The organism is Roseovarius faecimaris (genome assembly GCF_009762325.1).
Classification (GTDB): Bacteria; Pseudomonadota; Alphaproteobacteria; order Rhodobacterales; family Rhodobacteraceae; genus Roseovarius; species Roseovarius faecimaris.
Genome location: NZ_CP034348.1, coordinates 357,378 through 377,195, shown reverse-complemented (window position 1 = coordinate 377,195; position 19,818 = coordinate 357,378). Strand labels below are relative to the sequence as shown.

Below are 19,818 nucleotides of genomic sequence, written 5' to 3'. Positions count from 1 at the left end.
AGATGAAGAAATTCCTGATGGCTGCGGCGGCTGGATCACTGACCGGCTTGATTGTCTCGACCCAGGTGGCCGCCCCCCTGCTCGCGCAGGAATCGGCCAAGGCGACGAATGTGTACGAACAGCTCGACCTTTTCGGCGATATCTTTGAGCGGATCCGCGCCCAGTATGTGGAAGAGGTGGACGAGGGTGAACTGATCGAAGCCGCGATCAACGGCATGCTCACCTCTCTCGATCCGCATTCGAGCTATCTTTCGCCCGATGACGCCGCTGATATGCGGGTGCAGACCCGCGGCGAATTTGGCGGGCTGGGGATCGAAGTCACCCAGGAAGAGGGTTTCGTGAAGGTTGTCTCTCCCATCGACGGCACCCCCGCCGACGAGGCCGGGATCGAAGCCGGGGATTTCATCACCCATGTGGACAACGAGAGCGTTCTGGGCCTGACCCTGGACGAGGCGGTGGACATGATGCGCGGCCCGGTGGGCAGCGAGATTGTCATCACCGTGGTGCGCGAGGGCGAGGGCGAGCCGTTTGACGTCTCGATCATCCGCGACACGATCAAACTGACGGCCGTGCGCGCACGGACCGAGCAGAACACCGTGATCCTGCGGGTGACCACCTTCAACGACCAGACCTATCGCAACCTTGCCAGCTCGCTCGAAGAGCAGGTGGAAGAAGCCGGCGGAATGGACGCCATCAATGGCATCGTGCTCGACCTGCGCAACAACCCGGGCGGGCTGCTCACGCAGGCGATCAAGGTCTCGGATGCCTTCCTTGAAAAAGGCGAGATCGTCAGCACCCGGGGCCGCAACCCCGAAGATGGTGACCGGTTCAATGCCGAACCCGGCGATCTGGCCAATGGCAAACCCATGGTGGTGCTGATCAATGGCGGGTCGGCCTCGGCCTCGGAGATCGTGGCGGGCGCGTTGCAGGATCACCGCCGCGCGGTGGTCGTGGGGACGAAAAGCTTCGGCAAAGGCTCGGTGCAGACGGTGATGCCGCTGCGCGGGGATGGCGCGATGCGCCTGACGACGGCGCGCTACTACACACCGTCGGGCCGGTCGATCCAGGCGCTTGGCGTATCGCCGGATATCCTTGTGGAACAACCCCGCCGCCCGGCCAATACCGAAGAGAGTGACGAGCCTGATAACCGTTTCGACCGTTCAGAAGCCGATCTGCGCGGCAGCCTTGGCAATGACAGCCTGAGCGAGGATGAGATCCGCCAGATCGAAGAGGACCGCGAAAAGGCCGAACAGGCCGCCAAGCTGCGCGAAGACGATTATCAACTGGCATATGCCATTGATATTCTGCGCGGCATGTCTGTGCTGAACGAGGCTCAGTAAGCGCGCCCAAAGACGCCATGACCGCCGGGCCGGACAGCCTCCGTGTCCGGTGGTTTTATCTAAAGGCGATGCTCTGCAATGAGGTCGGGATGACTGCGTCGAGCCCAACGTACTAGATGCTGCACGTTACGCCAACGTCCGCTCCTCGGATGCGGCCAAAAACATGACAAAACCACAGTGAGTTTTGCCAAGGGTTTGTGACAAAATATTTTTGATTGATTTCGGTCGCATTTCCGGGAGTTACAAAAAAAAGAAGGTTTTTGATACGCGGCCCGTCAGAAACATGCTCAGATTGTAAGACAAAAGTGCTAAACGGTCGGCTTCGGGCAAGTTGCGGACTTAGAAGCAGTTTTGTGGTATAGTAGTGATGCAAGGCTTGCGATTTCAACGTCGCGTTCCGCTGTCTCTGGGGGGTTAAGATGCCGACACAATCAGATTTCGACTCTTGGAGTGCGGGCCAAAGCTATGAACACTATATGGGCCGATGGAGCCGGATGGTCGCGAAAGAATTCCTGATCTGGCTTGAACCGAAAAAGTCGGCCGATTGGCTGGAAATCGGTTGCGGAACAGGTGCCCTGACCTCGGCGATATTGCAGGGTTATGAGCCGAATTCGATCCTTGCAACCGACGCGTCCGAGAGCTTTGTCAATCACGCCCGCGAGACGATCGATGACACTCGGGCAAGCTTTAAGCAGGCCACGGCACAGAACCTACCCGTAGAAGATGGAAGCCTCGATATCGTCACGTCAGCGCTTGTCCTGAACTTCGTTCCCGATCGTCGTGAAGGCCTTATTGAGATGCAGCGTGTTCTTAGACCGGGCGGCATCCTGTCTTTCTATGTCTGGGATTATCCAGGTGGAGGAATAGGGTTCATTGACGCTTTCTGGAAGGCGGCAGCCTCACTCGATCCAAAGGCGTCTGAGTTGGACGAAGGTGCGCGGTTTCCTTTCTGTACGGCCAAGGGTTTGGGCCAATTGTGTTCGGATGCCGGTCTTGCAGATGCCGAAATCGCCCCAATCGAGATCGTCACCGAGTTTCCCGATTTCGAAGCGTTCTGGCACCCGTTCACCTTGGGTGCGGGCCCGGCGCCCGGCTACTGCATGAGCCTTTCGGATGAGCACCGTAAAGCCCTGAAGGCACGCCTTGTAGAGAAGCTCGATCAAGGCGGCCCCGTGCGATTGACCGCGCGGGCATGGGCGATGAAGTCGGTCAAGGGAGGCTAATGCGGTGGCCTCGCAGACCAGTACTGCCAACCATCTTTCGGCTGCGGCCGTCCAATCGTTAGAAGAAGTGCACATTCGGCATCCGCTGAATCCCGCTTCGGACGTTTTCCTGAGGCGCCTGGCACCGATTTTCGGATTGCAGCGTCTGGCCCTCTACGTCGCGCGCGTGCCTCCTGGCAAAGAAAGCTTTCTATTTCATCGCCATGAGCGGGATGAAGAGTTCCTGGTCATCCTGTCAGGTCATGGTCGCGCAGAGATCGGAGAAGATACGATCGAAGTCGGTCCGGGCGACATGATGGCTTTCCCCGCGCCGTACGGTCCGCCACATCATCTAACCAATCCATTCGACGACGACCTTGTGTATCTGATGGGCGGCGAAAGTTCAGGGTTCGACATCGCCCACTTTCCCAAGATCAACAAACAACTGATTTTTTCGAAAACGGAAATTCGTTTGGTGGATGTCGAAGCCAGCCAGAAAATGAGCTTCGCAGACTGGCAGACACCCAGCTCAACAGATGATGTAGAACCGTGAGGTTTGATCACCATCCTCGGAGAAATGGGTAGGATCATTTTGCGGGCCGCCCGACGACCGATCTGTCACCCGAAGCTGTCAAAGCTCAATTTGCGGGCTTAACGGCTAAAACAACGATCTCGTTCGCCCGGCAGTTGCATTCTCCACTTCAGCCAACAACCGCCGCTCTTGACGCAGTCGTTCCTCCAGAGCCGACCTTGGCGCAGCCGCAGCGAATGTCTGGAAGGTCCGCAGAGCAGACCTTCGCTCTAGTACGACCGGCTCACGCCAGCGTGCGCGCCTCGTCAACGAGCATCACGGGAATGCCGTTTCGGATAGGGAATGCGAGATTGGCCGAGCGACTGATCAATTCCTGCGCCTCGGCATCATATTCAAGAGGGCCCTGTGTCACCGGGCAGATCAGTGCCTCCAGCATGCGCCGGTCAAATCCCTTTGCGTCACCGATCATTGCATCACCTCTTCACTGCCTTCGCCCGAACGCAGCGCAAACTCGATGAGCGTCACCAGCGTCTCGCGGCGCGTGGTCAGCGACGGGGCCTCCAGCAGCGCCTGTTTGTCCTCGGGCTCAAACCCCAGCAGCATCGACAGCGAGTTGATCAGCAACTCGTCATCGGCTTCTTTGAGGCTGTCCCAATCGGTTTGAAGCTCCCGGGCCGCGAAGTAGCGGCCCAGAAGGTTCAAGAAGGCGGGCCGGTCAAAGCCCCTATCCTCATCTGCCGGACCGAGGTCGCGTTCGAACCCGCCCCAGGAGACCTGCGCGCGGCGATAGGGGGTGAAGCCGTCGACCTCTTCCATGATGCGGAATCGTGACACGCCTGAGAGGGTGATCATGTAGCGGCCATCCTCGGTTTCGGAAAACTGCGTCACGCGGCCGGCACAGCCGATCAGGTGCAACCCGTTCACGTCACGGCCCGGCACGGTATTGGGCTGGATCATCCCGATCAGGCGCTGCGGGGTTTTCAGCACGTCCTCGAACATGGCCAGATAACGCGGCTCGAAAAGATGCAGCGGCAGACGCGAGCGCGGCAGCAAAAGCGCCCCGGGCAACGGAAAGACCGGGATCACATCGGGAAGATCGGCGAGGTTGAACATGACGCTTAAGCTAGGCTGTTTGCCCGGTCAGGCAAATATCATCGAGCTGAGTTTGCGCCGTCCGTTCAGGACCACGGGATCATTCGGCTTGAGGGCATCGAACAGGGTGAAGAGCTGGGTCTTGGCCGCGCCGTCATTCCATTCCCGGTCGCGCCGGAAAAGCTCCAGCAGTTCGCCCACCGCCTCCTCGTTCTGGCCATTGGCGGCAAGCGCCTGAGCCAGATCGAACCGGGCCTGGTGGTTGTCCGGATCGGCCTCGACGGCGGCGCGCAGCTCGGCCACGGGGCCTGCATCCTGCGCCTGGCGGGCGAGTTGCAGCTGCGCATGGGCCGCCTCCAGTTCAGGGGCTGCACTGATCTCGGCGGGGGCGCCGTTCAGGATCGCTTCGGCCTGTTCAAGGTCGTCCATGGCAATATAGGCGCGGACCATGCCGCCATAGGCTTTGGCGTTCGCAGGCTCCTCCTGCAGGATCGCGGCAAAGGTCTGGGCAGCATCGGACGCCGCACCTTCGTCGAGCATTTGCTCGGCCGCCTCGATCGCCTCATCGAGCCCGCCGCTGGCATCACCCCCCGCGGCGTCGACGACCTTGGCCACGAAGTTGTCGATTTCCGAAGGCGGCAACGCGCCCTGAAAGCCGTCAATCGGCTGGCCCTGCCAGAAAGCATAGACCGTGGGGATAGACTGCACCCGCATCTGGCCCGCGATCATCTGGTTTTCATCGACATTGACCTTGGCCATCTTCACGGCACCCTTGGCACGGGTGACCGCCGCCTCCAGCGCGGGGCCGAGCGTCTTGCACGGGCCGCACCAAGGGGCCCAGAAATCCACGATCACCGGCACCGATTGCGAGGCCTCGACGACCTCCGTCATGAAGTCGGCTTCGGAAACGTCCTTGATCAGATCGCCCGCTGCCTGGGTTTGTCCACCGAGTTCAAGCATGGCACCGCTCCTTTAACTGTGTTCACCGCTATATGGGTGAGGCATCGGGGGAAGTCTAGAGGAAGCGCTGAATGGCGGCGCGCTTCTCCTGGTGTCAATCCTGCCCTTGCGCCGCTTCCAGATACTTGCGCAAGGCGGCCGCGCGGGCGGCATGGTCCTCTATGCAGGCGATCGCGGCCAGTTCCGGAGTGTCCCGCGCCGCCGCGCATCCGGCAAAACCCAGACCGTGCACACCCGTCCCGTCCCAAAGGCCCGGCAGACGCAGTAGCGGGGTCAGATCATCTATGGGGGTCTCTTCGATCCTGAGGGTGGTGAGGTGGTCCAGCCCGACGAGCGGCGTCAGGTCCGACACGCCGGTGTTGTTGAGCGTGAGCAACTCCAGCGCAGAGAGGGCACGCAGCGGGCGAATATCCTCGACATGACTGTTCCCGAGGGTCAGCCGCGTCAGGCCGGTCATTCCCGAAAGCGGGGTAAGATCGCGCACCGGGACCCATTCAAGGAATAGATGACGAAGGCCGGTGAGCGGCCGCAAAGCGGAGATATCGGCCACCTTGGTGTAGTCGAGTTCGATCACGCGAAGCCCGGTAAGCTGGCTGATCGAGGGGGGCAGCACTGCAAGCTCGCGAAACTCCGGCGCGTTGAGGTCAAGCGTGTCACTCCGATCCGCGAGGGCTTGTGCAATGGCGGCCTCGGCGGCGCGAAAGGACTGCCCGGCTTCGGTCATTTGCGACCGGGTGCAAGAGGGTTGCGGGATGCCATCACAGATCGAATGTCGCAAAGACCGGCGCGTGGTCCGACGGCTTGTCCCATCCGCGCGCGGCACGCAGGATGCGGCTGGAATGGGCGGCGTTCGAGATATCGGGCGTGGCCCAGATATGATCGAGCCTGCGGCCCTTGTCGGCGGCGTCCCAGTCACGGGCGCGGTAGCTCCACCAGCTATAGAGCTGGCCATCGGGGATGTCGGCGCGGGTGACATCGACCCAGCCGCCCGCATCCCGCGTCTCAGCCAGATGCTCCACCTCGATGGGCGTGTGGCTGACCACTTTCAGAAGCTGCTTGTGAGACCAGACGTCATCCTCGCGCGGGGCAATATTGAGATCGCCCACGAGGATGGATTTCTGGGGTTTGTCGGAATGGAACCAGTCGCGCATCTCGGTCAGGTAGTCGAGCTTCTGCCCAAATTTCTCGTTCACCTCGCGGTCCGGCACATCGCCACCAGCGGGCACATAGAAGTTATGAATGACCGTGCCGTTCTCCAGCCGCCCGGCGATGTGGCGGGCATGGCCGAGGCTGGCGAAATCCTCTGACCCGACCTCCTCGATCGGCAGGCGCGACAGGATAGCGACGCCGTTATAGCCCTTTTGCCCGCGGGCGATCATATGGGTATAGCCGAGGGCGGCGAAATCCTCGACCGGGATTTTATCAACCGGGCTTTTGCATTCCTGCAGACAGAGCACATCGGGGGCCTCCTCGCTCAAGAGCTTGCACACGATGGGCGCCCTCAGGCGGACCGAATTGATGTTCCAGGTGGCGAGAGTGAAGGGCATGGGCGGGTTCCTTGAATCGCTTTGGCAGAGCATGCCCATGCGGACCCGCGAGGTGCAACCGGTTTCCTGCGCTATCGGCCCGGCAACGGGACAGGTCGGCGGCGCTGCGCAAGGATCACGCCAAGCCCGAGAATGGCCGCGCCGAACACGCGCTGCCACTCCCATGCGCCGCCCATCACAACCAGGATCAGCATGACGTAAAACGGCGCGGCGTTCAGATGAAACGACGCGATGCCCACCCCCATCCGCGCGACACCGAAGATCCAGAAAATCTGACTGATTGCCATCGCGCCCCAGGCATAGATGAACAGCATCGACCATCCGGTAAGGTCAAGCGGGGCGGCATGTGTTCCGGGCAGGCCGAAGACAAGGAAAACGTCATAGGTGGCGAGGCAAAACATCATCGCACCGATCAGCGTGATCGTGGTCTGCCCGATGGTCGATATCTCGGGCAGGCCCTTGACCGTCTGCCGGGAGCCCCAGGCAAAGAGCATCGAGGCCAGAAGTCCGAACAAAAGGCCGCTGCCATATTGCCCCTGGCGCAGATCGGCCCCTGTGGCCAGCAATCCGCCAAGCAGGACCAGCGCCAAGCCGATCAGGAAGTTCCGGGTCAGCCTGCGCGCATCGAGCAAGACTTCAAGCGCCACCGCGCTTACCGGCATGGTCGCGGCCACGAGGACCGCCGTGACCGGATCGGTCCAGTCCTGGACCACCAGCAGAATGATCGTACCGGTGCCAAAGCCGAGCGCCCCGATCCCAAGGCCACGCAGCCAGGGGGCTTGGGCCACCCTGCGCCAGCCATCCACCCAGAGCCAGATCGGCACGAGCAGAAGACATGCCAGCATACAGCGCACCGTGATCAGAGAGATCGGCCCCCAATTTTCCAGCAAGATTTCCGCTGCCGGAAACCCGGCCGCGAAAAACAACACCGCCATGACACAGGTGATATTGCCGCGCAGGGCGTGGCCGGCATCATCGCCGTGATTGGGGATCAGGGCCTGGGTCAAGGCAACTCGCGCTGTTGGGTACGGACGCGCCATGGTCGTCGGCGAAGCGGTGCGAGTCTTGGCAAAAGGCGACCCGCATGTCGCAATTCGCTCATTCCCGCACAAAGACGGGCAAAAAAAGACCCCGGTAGATACCGGGGTCAGTCCAACAGGGAGGTGCATATGATTGCCCGCATATGCACGGGTATGATCAACCTTTTAGAGAACTGATTCTCTTTCAGCATTGATCTAAGTCAAAACTTTACGCCAAGAGGCGATAGCCTCCGCTCTCTGTGACCAAAAGGCGCGCATTGGAAGGCTCGGGCTCGATCTTCTGGCGCAGACGGTAAATGTGGGTTTCCAGCGTGTGAGTGGTCACGCCCGCGTTATATCCCCAGACCTCGTGCAAGAGCACATCACGCGCCACGACGCCATCGGTCGAGCGGTAGAGGAACTTGAGGATATTGGTTTCCTTCTCGGTCAGGCGGATCTTCTTGTCATCCTCGGTTATGAGCATCTTCATCGCCGGTTTGAACGTATACGGCCCAAGCTGGAAAATCGCGTCCTCGGATTGTTCGTGCTGACGCAGCTGCGCGCGGATACGGGCCAGGAGCACGGGAAACTTGAACGGCTTTGTGACATAATCATTGGCGCCGGCATCGAGGCCCAGGATCGTATCGGCATCGCCATCATGCCCGGTGAGCATCATCACCGGGGCCTTCACGCCCTGCTTGCGCATCAGTCGGCAAAGCTCGCGACCATCCGTGTCGGGCAGACCCACATCGAGGATCACCAGGTCATAGATGCCGTCCTTGACCTTCGCCATGGCGTCCGCGCCGTTGCCGGCCTCGAACACGTCGAAATCCTCGGTCATCACCAATTGCTCGCTGAGCGCCTCGCGCAGGTCTTCATCATCGTCGACCAGAAGAATCTTCTTGAGCTGTGCCATGGCTGGGTTCCATCCATCGGTTGCGTTTGACTGGAGATTGTCCCGCCTCACGCAATTCTCAAGATGTGCTACAGTCTTCTCACGGCCCTGTGTTGCACCGCGACCAAATGTTTCACTTTGTTGCAGAAACCCTGTAGAGGATCAGCCGAACACTGCCCCGTGAAGGTCGAATATGAGTCTGGCCCCCGACATCACCGAAACGATCGCCCGTGCCCGTGCCGATTTGCGCATGGGCGTGCCCGTGGTGCTGCAAGGCCCTTCGGAGGCCATGCTTGTCGTCGCGGCGGAGACGTTGAGCGACGCGCGGCTGCGCGACCTGCGCGCCCTGCCCGGCGGGCCCGTTCTGGCGATCACCGCACGGCGGGCCGAAACCCTGAAGGCCCGTGCCTATGACGGCGATCTGGCGCGCGTGCATATTCCGGATGACGTGGGGCTTGGCTGGATCCTGAGCGTGGCCGATCCGGCTGATGATCTGAACGCGCCGATGAAAGGCCCGCTGATGACCGCGCGCGACGGGACGGCCGACCTCGCCCGGCTGGCGCTGCAACTCGTCAAATCCGCCCGGCTGCTGCCGGCCGCGGTGCTGATGCCGGTGGAGGATGGAGAGGCATTTGGCGGAGCCGAACGGCTGACCATTATCCAGGTAGCCGAAGCAACCCCGCAACTGACCGAGGCCAGCCCGATGCATTCGGTCGTGAGCGCACGCCTGCCCCTGCAGGTTTCCGAAGCGGGACGGTTGCATGTCTTTCGCCCCGAGGATGGCGGCGAGGAGCATTATGCGGTCGAGATTGGCCGCCCGGACCGCGCCAAACCGGTCCTTGCCCGGCTGCATTCGGCCTGTTTCACCGGCGATCTGATGGGCTCGCTCAAATGCGACTGCGGCCCACAATTGCGCGGGGCGCTGGCGCAGATGGGGGCGGAAGGCGCGGGTGTGCTGCTCTATCTCAATCAGGAGGGGCGCGGCATCGGCCTGGCCAACAAGATGCGAGCCTACTCGCTGCAGGACCAGGGGTTTGACACGGTGGAGGCCAATCACCGGCTGGGGTTTGAGGATGACGAGCGCGACTTTCGGATCGGCGCGGATATTCTGCGACGCCTCGGGTTTTCCTCGGTCCGTCTCATGACCAATAACCCGGCCAAGATCGACATGATGCGCGCCCATGGCATCGACGTGGCCGAGCGTGTGCCGTTGCACGTGGGAGAAAACCCGCATAACGAGGCCTATCTTGCCACCAAGGCCGCCAAATCCGGCCATATGCTGTGAGCACTGCACATGCTTGACGATCTCGACGATATCCACCCGCTGTTTCACGGCGCGCCCAAGACCACCGAATTCAAGAAACTGCGCAAGCGGATCATCAAGAATGTCCGCGAGGCCGTGGACCAGTATGGCATGGTCGAACGCGACGCGCGTTGGCTGGTCTGCCTGTCGGGCGGCAAGGACAGCTATACGCTTCTGGCCGCGCTTTATGAGCTGAAATGGCGCGGCATGCTGCCGGTGGATATTCTGGCCTGCAATCTCGATCAGGGGCAGCCCGGCTTTCCGGCAACGGTGCTGCCGGAGTTTCTGGAACGGATGCAGGTGCCGCACCGGATCGAATATCAGGACACCTATTCCATCGTGGTCGACAAGGTGCCCCAGGGCCGGACCTATTGCGCTTTGTGCTCGCGTCTGCGCCGCGGCAACCTGTACCGGATTGCCCGGGAAGAAGGCTGTTCAGCGGTGGTTCTGGGCCATCACCGGGACGATATTCTTGAGACGTTTTTCATGAACTTGTTCCACGGCGGGCGGCTGGCCACGATGCCGCCGAAGCTGGTCAACGAAGAGGGCGATCTGTTTGTCTATCGCCCGCTGGCGCATGTGGCCGAGGCCGATTGCGAGAAGTTTGCCCGCGCGATGAACTATCCGATCATTCCCTGCGATTTGTGCGGCTCGCAGGACGGGTTGCAACGCCAGCAGGTCAAACAGATCCTCGATGGCTGGGAGGCAAACGCGCCCGGACGGCGGCAAGTTATGTTCCGTGCGCTTATGAATGTACGGCCAACACATCTGCTTGACACGAAGCTGCAGGATTTCGCAGCGCTGATGCGTGATCTGCCACAGGACGGCGACTGAGCGCCAGAAAGCGCGGAAACATAAAATTTTATCAAATTCTCCGCCCGCGGCACGTGCGTGTTAAGCGCTCGTTGAGAATGCGCAACTAAGGTCAGATCATCACTTCGAGGATCCAGCATGCGTCTGCCGCCGATACATTTGACGAGCAAAATAAAGGATCCCTTGCTTCAATATCTTCCCGGTCCGCACATCTATGCCCTTCTTCCGGCATTGATTCTGGCGGGGTTCTGGCTAGGGGGCGAACCGGTTCTGGTCGCCTGTGCGATCCTTCTCCCGTTGAGCCTCGCTCTTTCTGGTCGTCTGCGGCGGGCGATTGTGCCCACGCATGAAACAGACGGGTTTGTCGGGATGGACATCCTGCATGAAACACTTGACAAACACATGCGCCAGGCGCGCGGGAAACTGCTCAAGGCGGCTTGCATCCTCGTCGAGATTGACGATTACGACGCGATTGTCGAGCGGTTCGGCAGGGACGCGGCTCAGCGAGTTTCGGAACGGACCTATGAACGGCTGTGCTCGATCGTGCGCAATCGCGACTCGGTGTTCATGTTGAACGACGCCTGCATCGCAGTTTCCGTGGCTCCGGTGCGGCGGCTCGATCTGGATGTGGGGCTGCAACTGGCGGTGCGCATGCAGGCCGCGGTGGAAGAGCCGATCGCGCTGGATGCCACCACAGTCTATGTCTCGGCCTGCGTCGGGTTTTGCATCAGCACCCAGATTGTCGATATCTCCGGAAAATCCCTTGCCGGGGCGGCGCGGCTGGCCCTTCAGGACGCGCGGTGCCATGGGCCTTCTGCAATTCGCTGCTATACCTCCGGCATGCGCGAGCTTGCCAGTTGTGCGATCATTCAGAGTGACGAAGTAACCCGTGCCATGGAAAGCGGGCAGATTCAGCCCTGGTTTCAGCCTCAGATCTCGACGGATGATGGCAAGGTTACCGGATTTGAGGCGCTGGCCCGCTGGATGCACCCCGAACGCGGCGTTATCTCGCCGGCGGAGTTCATGCCTGTTCTGGAACAGAGCGCGCGCATGGAACGGTTGGGCGAAGTGGTGCTTTATCATGCGCTCAACGCCCTGACCTCATGGGATATGCAAGGGATCGATGTCCCGCATGTGGGGGTGAATTTCTCTCCTGCGGAGCTTCGCAATCCGCGGCTGATGGAAAAGGTCGAGTGGGAACTGGACCGGTTCGATCTGACGCCGGAACGGCTGGTGGTCGAGATCCTGGAAACGGTCGTCGCCACCTCCCCCGATGACACGGTGGCGCGTAACATCAACGGGTTGTCGGCACTGGGCTGCGTGATTGACCTGGATGATTTCGGGACCGGTCATGCCTCGATCTCCTCGATTCGCCGCTTCGCGGTTCAACGGATCAAGATCGACCGCTCCTTCGTGATGAAGGTGGACCAGGATCACGATCAGCAACGCATGGTCTCGGCGATCCTGCTGATGGCGGAGCGGCTCAATCTCGCCACATTGGCCGAGGGTGTCGAGACAGCGGGCGAACACACGATGCTGGCGCAGCTTGGCTGCGGCCATGTTCAGGGCTTCGGCATCGGGCGGCCCATGCCGTTCGACAAAACCGCTGCGTGGATCCACAGCCATGCCACCAAACTCAAGACACCCCCGATCGTCGGGCGGAAATTTGGCTGATCGCGCGTGCAAGACGCCATTCGCCGCAGGAATAGCACCTTTCCCCCCTTGACCTTTTGATCCGCACTCTGTTGAACCGCTGGAACAGCGGATAACAGGAAATGGCCACGCGGCGATGGACGATCAGAATAAAAACCTCATTCTTGCGACAGCGCTCAGCTTCCTCGTGATCCTGATCTGGTTCGTCGTGTTCCCACCGCCGGAACCGACCCCGCAGGATGTGTCCGCCACCGAGGCAACCGCCGAAAGCAACGATCCCGCCGTGGCCACGACACCCACCGCCGCCGACGGCACGACAGAGGCAACCCCCGCGCAAACCGCCGAGGCGGACGCCGCCCCCGATGCGCCGCGCGTGGCCATCGACACCCCGCGCCTGCAAGGTACGATCTCGCTTCAGGGCGGGCGGATCGACGAACTGTCGCTCAAGAACTACCGCGAAACGCTTGAGCCAGGCTCCGACATCGTCACGCTGCTGTCGCCCGTGGGCAGCGAAACACCCTATTACGCGCTCTATGGCTGGGCCCCCGGCAACGGCCTGACCCACGAACAGGTGCCCGGTGCGAATACGATCTGGTCGGTTGAAAGCGGCAAGAGCCTGAGCCCGGAAACCCCGGTCACCCTGGCCTGGGACAATGGCGCGGGCCTCACCTTCCGCCGCGAGATCAGCGTCGATGACCGCTACATGTTCTCGGTCACGCAGACAGTGGAAAACACCGGCGGCGCGCCTGTGTCTCTTGCCCCGTACGGCATTCTCGCGCGTCACGGGGTTCCGCAGGATATGAAGAATTTCTTCATCCTGCACGAGGGCCTCATCGCCATGCATGACGGCGAGCTGTCCGAGGTGGATTACGACGACGTCGCCGACTATGAATTCAACCCGCGGGAGGGCGCTCAGGCGCAGGTGGTCCAGGTCGCCGAAAATGGCTGGACCGGCTTCACCGATCATTACTGGATGACCACGCTGATCCCCGAGCCGGGCAGCGCATTCAAGGCGGTCAAGAAATTCGACCCGCGCCGCAACATCTATCAGACGGAAACTGTCCTGCCGACACAGACCGTCGCCCCTGGCGAGACGATCAGCGCCGACACCCGCCTGTTTGCGGGCGCCAAGGAATGGGAGGCAATCCGCCACTACCAGAACGAAGAGGGCGTTGAGCGCTTCCTCGACTCGATCGACTGGGGCTGGTTCTTCTTCCTGACGAAGCCGATCTTTGCGGTGCTGCATTGGCTCAACGCGCTCATTGGCAATATGGGCTGGGCCATCATTGGTCTGACACTGCTGATCAAGGCGCTGCTCCTGCCGCTTGCGTACAAATCCTACGTCTCCATGGCCAAAATGAAAGAGCTGCAGCCGCAAATGGAAGCCATCAAGGAGCGTGTCGGCGACGACCGCCAGAAAATGCAGCAGGAGATGATGGCGCTCTACAAGAAGGAAAAGGTAAACCCGGCCTCGGGCTGTCTGCCGATCCTCTTACAGATCCCGATCTTCTTCTCGCTCTACAAGGTGATCTTTGTCACGCTGGAGCTGCGTCATGCGCCCTGGATCGGCTGGATCAAGGACCTTTCGGCGCCCGATCCGTCATCGATCTTCAACTTCTGGGGTATCCTGCCCTGGGCCGCGCCGGAAACCGGCTCGATCCTGCATCTGCTGTTCATCGGGATCATGCCGCTGGTCCTTGGGATCTCGATGTGGCTGCAACAGAAGCTGAACCCGGCCCCCACGGACCCGACGCAGAAGATGATCCTCGCCTGGATGCCCTGGGTGTTCATGTTCATGCTGGGCAGCTTTGCGAGCGGGCTGGTGCTCTACTGGATCGCGAACAACACGATCACCTTCATTCAGCAATATCTGATCATGCGTAGCCAAGGCTATAAGCCGGACGTGTTCGGCAACATCATGTCGGGCTTCAAACGCGGCGCCAAGCCGGACAAGAAGTGATGGCAGAGGTTCGCGCGCTCTGGCGGCACCCGATCAAGGGCCATGGGCGCGAGGCGGTGACCTCGGTCACGCTGAACGAAGGGCAGACGATCCCGTGGGACCGACGCTGGGCCGTCGCCCATGCAGGCGCGCAGACCGACGGCAAGGCGTGGGCGCCCTGCGTGAACTATTCGCGCGGATCAAAAGTGCCTGCACTGATGGCGATCACTGCGGTGAGCGACGAGGCCGCGGGCACAGTGACCCTGAGCCACCCGGACCGCCCGGATCTGACCTTCGATCCGGATCACGAGACCGAGCGGTTCCTGGACTGGGTGCGCCCGCTCATGCCTGAGAACCGCGCGCAATCGGCCATGATCCACCGCGTCCCGTCACGCGGTATGACGGATACTGATTATCCCTCCATAAGCCTGATCAACCTCGCCAGCCATGCCGATCTTGAGGCCCGGATGGGGACTGACATCTCGCCCCTGCGCTGGCGCTGCAACATCCATTTCGACGGATTTTCCCCCTGGGAAGAACTGAGCTGGGAAAATCGCACCCTGCGTATCGGCTCTGCCGAAATGACAGTCTGCGAACCCATCGAACGCTGCCTCGCCACCACGGCCAACCCTGCCACGGGTGAACGAGATCTTGACACGCTTGGCACGCTCAATTCCGATTTCGGCCACCAGGATTTCGGCATCTACGCCGTCGTATCACGCGCGGGCCGGATCCAGGTCGGAGACGAGGTGACCCTGCTATGATCGAGCTGCCCTTTCCCATTGCCGAGCCGCCCGAACCGGAGCAGGCAGAGGCCGCGCGCAAGCTCTTCGCCGGACCGGTAGAGTTTCTCAAAGGCGTCGTGGCGATGCCGGGCCTGCCTCCTGCCGACCGGATTGAAGTGTGCTTTGCCGGGCGCTCGAACGTGGGCAAGTCATCTCTGATCAACGCTCTGACCGGCCGCAAGGCCATCGCGCGGGCGTCCAACACACCCGGTCGCACGCAAGAGATCAATTTCTTCACCCTGGGCGACGAGCGCTACCTCGTCGATCTGCCCGGCTATGGGTTTGCCAATGCGCCGGTGGCAGTGGTGGAAAAATGGCAGCGGCTGTTGAAACAATACCTCTCTGGCCGCCCGACGCTCCGCCGCGCTTTCGTGCTGATCGATGCACGCCACGGGATCAAGGCGGTGGACGAAGAGATCATGAGCCTTCTCGACAGCGCCGCAGTGACCTTCCAGGTGGTGCTGACCAAGGCGGACAAGATCAACGCCACCACGCTTGAAAAGACCCTGGCCCAGACCCGCAAACGCCTGCAAAACCACACCGCGGCCTTTCCCGAGCTGATCCTCACCTCCAGCGAAAAGGGTGACGGCATCCCCACCCTGCGGGCCACCATCGCCGCGCTGATCTGACGGGGTCGGCCCGCGTCCCGCTTCCTCCCCCACGAGGGGGAGGCCAGGAGGGGGGTCAGGTATGGTCTTGCGCGTCAGCGCGCAATTGGATTACGTGACGCCCATCCGAGGGAACAGCAATGAAGATACGCAAGATGAACCGCGACTGGATCGCCACCGCCCGCACGCTCTCCGAGGCGCTGCCCTACCTGCAACGCTATGACGGGGCCATTGTCGTCATCAAGTTCGGCGGCCACGCCATGGGCGATGACACCGCGATGGATACATTCGCCCGCGACATGGTGCTGTTGCGGCAGGTGGGCGTGAACCCTGTTGTGGTCCATGGCGGCGGTCCGATGATCAACGAGATGCTCGGCAAGCTCGATATCCAGTCCGAGTTCGTGAATGGCAAGCGCGTGACCGATGAGGCCACGATGGAAGTGGTCGAAATGGTCCTGTCGGGCCGCGTCAACAAGCGTATCGTTCAAGCCATAAACGGTCAGGGCGGCAAGGCCGTGGGCCTGTCGGGCAAAGATGCCAACCTGATCACCTGCACACCGACCAACCCCGATCTCGGCCTTGTCGGCACGCCCTCGGAGGTGGACCCCGGCATCCTGCACACGCTCTTTCGGGATGACGCGATCCCGGTCATCGCCCCCTTGGGCGCGGGCAAGAATGGCGAGACCTTCAACATCAACGGCGACACCGCCGCCGGTGCCATCGCGGCGGCGCTCAAGGCCGACCGGCTTCTGCTGCTCACGGATATCGACGGTGTGCGCAACGCGGCCGGAGAGGTGGTGACCGAACTCAGCGCCGACCAGATCCGACAGATGACCGAGGATGGCACCATCGCGGGCGGCATGATCCCCAAGACCGAGACCTGCCTGACCGCCATCGAAGGCGGAGTTCGGGCGGCGGTGATCCTGGACGGGCGCGCGCCCAATGCCTGCCTGCTGGAGCTTTTCACGGATCACGGCGCGGGCTCGATCATTCGCGCGTGATCACGCCTTGCGCGCGCGGCCTCTTGAGCTAGGCTTCCTGTCATGGAAAACGAAACGCTCATCAGGCTTGGCGTCTTTCTCGGGCTCTTCGCGCTGTTTGCGGTGATCGAGGCCCTTGCCCCCCGCCGGATCCGCACCCAGCCGCGCCAGACCCGCTGGCTGACCAATTGGGCCATTGTGATCCTCGACACGCTGACGCTTCGGCTCATGGCCGTGGCTCTTCCTCTGCTTGCTGTCGGGGCGGCGATCGATGCCCAGGCGCAAGGCTGGGGCCTGATGAATGCGCTTGATCTTCCATTATGGGGGGCCGTCATTCTCACCGTTCTGATCTTCGACTTCGCGATCTGGGCACAGCACCTCATCACCCACAAGATTCCGCTGCTGTGGCGTATCCACCGCGTCCATCATGCCGACCGCGATATCGACGTGACCACGGCCATCCGCTTCCACCCGGTCGAGATTGCGCTGTCCATGATCCTCAAGATCGGCCTTGTCTACCTGCTCGGCCCGCCCGCGCTTGGGATCATCCTGTTCGAGATCATCCTGAACGGCACGGCCATGTTCAACCATGCCAATATCCGCCTGCCGCTCTGGCTTGATGCGGTTCTGCGCCGGTTGCTGGTCACGCCCGATATGCACCGCGTGCACCATTCGGTTCACCGCCACGAGCATGACAGCAATTATGGCTTTGCCCTGTCGATCTGGGACAGGCTTTTCGGCACATATATTGCCCAGCCCGAGGGGGGGCATGACAGGATGACCATCGGGCTGGAATGGCAGGACGACCGTCCGTCACGACTGGGCTGGGCGCTCTGGCTGCCCTTCATGCGCAAATGACGCCGGAAAGGATCAACGCGGCGGCCAGCCCACATGGCCTGAGCATCTTTGGCATGCTGCACCCCACGCCTGAGGATGGGTTGCCGGAAGCGGTCCAAACCATTGTTCTGCTCGGCCCGGACGAACCGGGGTTCTGGGCAGGCTTTTCCGCCTCGCCTGAATTTAACGACGGAGCAGAAGACCCTTTGGACAGATGGTCCGAGCGGGTCATCACCGCCCTTGCCGAGTCTCTGGGCGCGGCCCCGCTCTTTCCCTTTGGCGGGCCGCCCTATCAGCCCTTCATTCGCTGGGCCCGGGATAGCGGACGCGCGCATCAATCGCCCGTGGGGTTGCTGGTGCATGACCGCGCGGGGCTGATGGTATCCTATCGCGGCGCGCTCGCATTCGAGGTCCGGATGGCGCTGCCGCCCACCCTGCCCCGGCCCTGCGACAGCTGCGAGGGTCAGCCCTGCCGCAGCGCCTGCCCGGTCGATGCACTTTCCGGTCCGTCCTATGACGTGGCCGCCTGCAAAGCGGACCTGCTGCGCGACGGAAATGACTGCCTGTCCCGCGGCTGCGCCGTGCGCCGTGCTTGTCCCCTGAGCCAGAGCTATGGCAGGGTCGAGGCACAATCCGCCTTTCACATGAAAGCCTTTCTATGATCAAGACCCTGATCCTGATGCGCCATGCCAAATCCGACTGGAACGATCCGCTGCTGGACGACCATGAGCGGCCCCTGAACGGGCGCGGGCGCGTCTCGGCCAAGGCTTTGGGTGAATGGCTGCGGATCAAGAGTATCCTGCCGGATCAGGCGCTGATCTCGTCGGCGGTGCGCACGCGGGAAACCTTTGCCCGGCTCGGGGTCGCCTGCGACGCGATCTTTACCGATGCGCTCTATCATGCCAGCGAGGCGCGGTTGCTGACCGAGCTGAAAGGGGCAAGCGGAGAGACCGTCCTGATGCTGGGGCACAACCCCGGTATCGCGGGGTTCGCCCATGATCTGGTGCAGACCCCGCCAAACCATGCCCGTTTCTACGATTACCCCACCTGCGCCACGCTGGTTGCCGAGTTTGACATTGACCGGTGGGCCGATCTTGATCCCGGCACAGGTTCCGTGCGGGAGTTCGTCATTCCGCGCGAATTGACCGGCTGAGGCGCGGCCCTGTCGCGGGATGGATGCGCCCCTGTTCATTGGTTCCGAGATCTATCGCGGCTCCAGCTATGGCGCGCGCCATCCGCTGAGCATCCCGCGCGTGCCGGTGGTGACAGACCTGGTGCGCGCCCTGGGCTGGCTGCCTGACGGGCAGTTCCGGGTCTCGCCCCGCGCCAAACCGTCGGCGCTGACCGCATGGCATACCCCGGCCTATATCGCCGCCTTGCAGGAAGCTGAACGGTCCGGCAGCGTGACAGAGGCGGCGCGGGCGCGGCATCACATCGGGACCTTGTCCAACCCCATCTTTCCCGAGATGTTTCGCAGGCCCGCCACGGCGGCGGGCGGCTCGCTTCTGGCCACGGAGTTGCTGACGCAGGGCGGGATCGTGTTCAACCCCGGCGGAGGGACGCATCATGGCATGCCGGATCATGCCGGCGGGTTTTGCTATCTCAACGATCCGGTGCTGGCGATCAGGGCCTTTCTGGCGCAGGGGCTGACCCGCGTTGCCTATGTCGATATCGACGCGCATCATTGCGACGGGGTGGCGGCGGCCTTCGACGGCGACGCGCGCGTGCTGATGATCTCAACCCATGAAGAGCGCCGCTGGCCCTTTACCGGCGCGTTGGAGGACCGGGCCGGTGGCCAGGCGATCAACCTGCCTTTGCCGCGCGGGACGCAGGATGCAGGGTTTGCCCTGGCGCTGGAGGAGGTGATCCTTCCGGCGGTCCAGGGGGCCCGCCCCCAGGCCATCGTGATCCAGTGCGGGGCAGATGCGGTGGCCGAAGACCCACTGGCGCGGCTGGAGCTGTCCAACAACAGCCATTGGCGCGCGGTGGCGCGGCTGAAAGAGATGTCGCCGCGCGTTCTTGTGCTTGGCGGCGGGGGCTATAACCCCTGGACGGTCGGACGTTTGTGGGCCGGGGTTTGGGCGGTGCTGAACGGCAAAGAGCCCCCGGACCGCCTGCCCGAGCGGGCCCGCGCGGTGCTGGCCGGGTTAAGCTGGTCCCGGCGCCCCGCTGCGCCGCCGGACCACCTGGTCGAGACCCTGCGCGATGCGCCGCGCGAGGGTGCGATCAGCGACGAACTGCGCACCCGGGTACAGGTCTTGAAGGCACGACAGCGGGTATGGCTATGAAAAAGCGCCCCGCCGGTTAGAGCGG

General features: G+C 62.1%; 21 protein-coding genes. 14 read left to right on the top strand and 7 right to left on the bottom strand.

The window, feature by feature from the left end:
* Positions 1-2: 2 nt before the first annotated feature.
* The 3 genes from EI983_RS02125 (at position 3) to EI983_RS02115 (ending at position 3,095) form a co-directional block, all read left to right on the top strand.
* The gene (locus tag EI983_RS02125; RefSeq protein WP_157705642.1) at positions 3-1,340 is read left to right on the top strand and encodes a S41 family peptidase; all 1,338 of its coding nucleotides are present in this window, start codon (positions 3-5) and stop codon (positions 1,338-1,340) included.
* A gap of 494 nt (positions 1,341-1,834) precedes the next feature.
* Complete coding sequence (locus tag EI983_RS02120; protein ID WP_246162241.1) at positions 1,835-2,563, top strand: class I SAM-dependent methyltransferase; 729 nt, start codon at positions 1,835-1,837, stop codon at positions 2,561-2,563.
* Between the two features lie 4 nt (positions 2,564-2,567).
* Positions 2,568-3,095 (top strand): cupin domain-containing protein, encoded by a 528-nt coding sequence (locus EI983_RS02115; RefSeq protein WP_157705640.1) that lies wholly within the window; start codon positions 2,568-2,570, stop codon positions 3,093-3,095.
* 262 nt (positions 3,096-3,357) lie between these two features.
* Here the strand turns inward: EI983_RS02115 and EI983_RS02110 are convergent, their stop codons facing one another.
* From EI983_RS02110 to EI983_RS02080, 7 genes are all read right to left on the bottom strand, one after another.
* Complete coding sequence (locus EI983_RS02110; protein ID WP_157705639.1) at positions 3,358-3,543, bottom strand: Trm112 family protein; 186 nt, start codon at positions 3,541-3,543, stop codon at positions 3,358-3,360.
* On the bottom strand, positions 3,540-4,187 hold the full coding sequence (locus tag EI983_RS02105; protein ID WP_157705638.1) for an LON peptidase substrate-binding domain-containing protein: 648 nt from the start codon (positions 4,185-4,187) through the stop codon (positions 3,540-3,542). The genes EI983_RS02110 and EI983_RS02105 overlap by 4 nt, the downstream gene beginning before the upstream one ends.
* A 27-nt stretch (positions 4,188-4,214) precedes the next feature.
* The gene (locus EI983_RS02100) at positions 4,215-5,126 is read right to left on the bottom strand and encodes a thioredoxin family protein (RefSeq protein ID WP_157705637.1); all 912 of its coding nucleotides are present in this window, start codon (positions 5,124-5,126) and stop codon (positions 4,215-4,217) included.
* A gap of 94 nt (positions 5,127-5,220) precedes the next feature.
* Complete coding sequence (locus EI983_RS02095) at positions 5,221-5,850, bottom strand: leucine-rich repeat domain-containing protein (protein ID WP_157705636.1); 630 nt, start codon at positions 5,848-5,850, stop codon at positions 5,221-5,223.
* Positions 5,851-5,884: 34 nt separating this feature from the next.
* A complete protein-coding gene (locus EI983_RS02090; protein ID WP_157705635.1) occupies positions 5,885-6,673 on the bottom strand; it encodes an exodeoxyribonuclease III in 789 nt (262 codons plus the stop codon).
* Positions 6,674-6,744: 71 nt separating this feature from the next.
* Positions 6,745-7,680 carry a DMT family transporter gene (locus tag EI983_RS02085; protein WP_157705634.1) on the bottom strand — a complete coding sequence of 312 codons (936 nt, stop codon included), beginning with the start codon at positions 7,678-7,680 and terminating at the stop codon, positions 6,745-6,747.
* A 241-nt stretch (positions 7,681-7,921) separates the two neighbouring features.
* On the bottom strand, positions 7,922-8,608 hold the full coding sequence (locus EI983_RS02080; protein ID WP_157705633.1) for a response regulator transcription factor: 687 nt from the start codon (positions 8,606-8,608) through the stop codon (positions 7,922-7,924).
* Between the two features lie 172 nt (positions 8,609-8,780).
* Here EI983_RS02080 and ribA point away from each other — a divergent pair, with 172 nt between their 5' ends.
* The 11 genes from ribA (at position 8,781) to EI983_RS02025 (ending at position 19,793) form a co-directional block, all read left to right on the top strand.
* Positions 8,781-9,872 (top strand): GTP cyclohydrolase II, encoded by a 1,092-nt coding sequence (gene ribA / locus EI983_RS02075; protein WP_157705632.1) that lies wholly within the window; start codon positions 8,781-8,783, stop codon positions 9,870-9,872.
* Positions 9,873-9,881: 9 nt separating this feature from the next.
* The gene (ttcA, locus tag EI983_RS02070) at positions 9,882-10,724 is read left to right on the top strand and encodes a tRNA 2-thiocytidine(32) synthetase TtcA (protein ID WP_157705631.1); all 843 of its coding nucleotides are present in this window, start codon (positions 9,882-9,884) and stop codon (positions 10,722-10,724) included.
* 162 nt (positions 10,725-10,886) lie between these two features.
* Positions 10,887-12,377: a putative bifunctional diguanylate cyclase/phosphodiesterase gene (locus EI983_RS02065; RefSeq protein ID WP_246162240.1), complete on the top strand. Its 1,491-nt coding sequence runs from the start codon at positions 10,887-10,889 to the stop codon at positions 12,375-12,377.
* A gap of 115 nt (positions 12,378-12,492) precedes the next feature.
* Positions 12,493-14,316: a membrane protein insertase YidC gene (gene yidC, locus EI983_RS02060; protein WP_157705629.1), complete on the top strand. Its 1,824-nt coding sequence runs from the start codon at positions 12,493-12,495 to the stop codon at positions 14,314-14,316.
* Complete coding sequence (locus EI983_RS02055) at positions 14,316-15,059, top strand: MOSC domain-containing protein (RefSeq protein WP_157705628.1); 744 nt, start codon at positions 14,316-14,318, stop codon at positions 15,057-15,059. Before yidC ends, EI983_RS02055 begins: the two co-directional genes overlap by 1 nt.
* On the top strand, positions 15,056-15,709 hold the full coding sequence (yihA, locus tag EI983_RS02050) for a ribosome biogenesis GTP-binding protein YihA/YsxC (RefSeq protein WP_425500895.1): 654 nt from the start codon (positions 15,056-15,058) through the stop codon (positions 15,707-15,709). Before EI983_RS02055 ends, yihA begins: the two co-directional genes overlap by 4 nt.
* Before the next feature lie 119 nt (positions 15,710-15,828).
* Positions 15,829-16,689, top strand: a complete 861-nt coding sequence (argB, locus tag EI983_RS02045) for an acetylglutamate kinase (protein WP_157705627.1) — start codon at positions 15,829-15,831, stop codon at positions 16,687-16,689.
* Positions 16,690-16,731: 42 nt separating this feature from the next.
* A complete protein-coding gene (locus EI983_RS02040; RefSeq protein ID WP_157705626.1) occupies positions 16,732-17,526 on the top strand; it encodes a sterol desaturase family protein in 795 nt (264 codons plus the stop codon).
* On the top strand, positions 17,523-18,167 hold the full coding sequence (locus EI983_RS02035) for a ferredoxin (protein ID WP_157705625.1): 645 nt from the start codon (positions 17,523-17,525) through the stop codon (positions 18,165-18,167). The genes EI983_RS02040 and EI983_RS02035 overlap by 4 nt, the downstream gene beginning before the upstream one ends.
* Complete coding sequence (locus EI983_RS02030; RefSeq protein WP_157705624.1) at positions 18,164-18,658, top strand: SixA phosphatase family protein; 495 nt, start codon at positions 18,164-18,166, stop codon at positions 18,656-18,658. Before EI983_RS02035 ends, EI983_RS02030 begins: the two co-directional genes overlap by 4 nt.
* 19 nt (positions 18,659-18,677) lie before the next feature.
* Complete coding sequence (locus tag EI983_RS02025) at positions 18,678-19,793, top strand: acetoin utilization protein AcuC (protein ID WP_157705623.1); 1,116 nt, start codon at positions 18,678-18,680, stop codon at positions 19,791-19,793.
* The last annotated feature ends 25 nt before the right edge of the window (positions 19,794-19,818 follow it).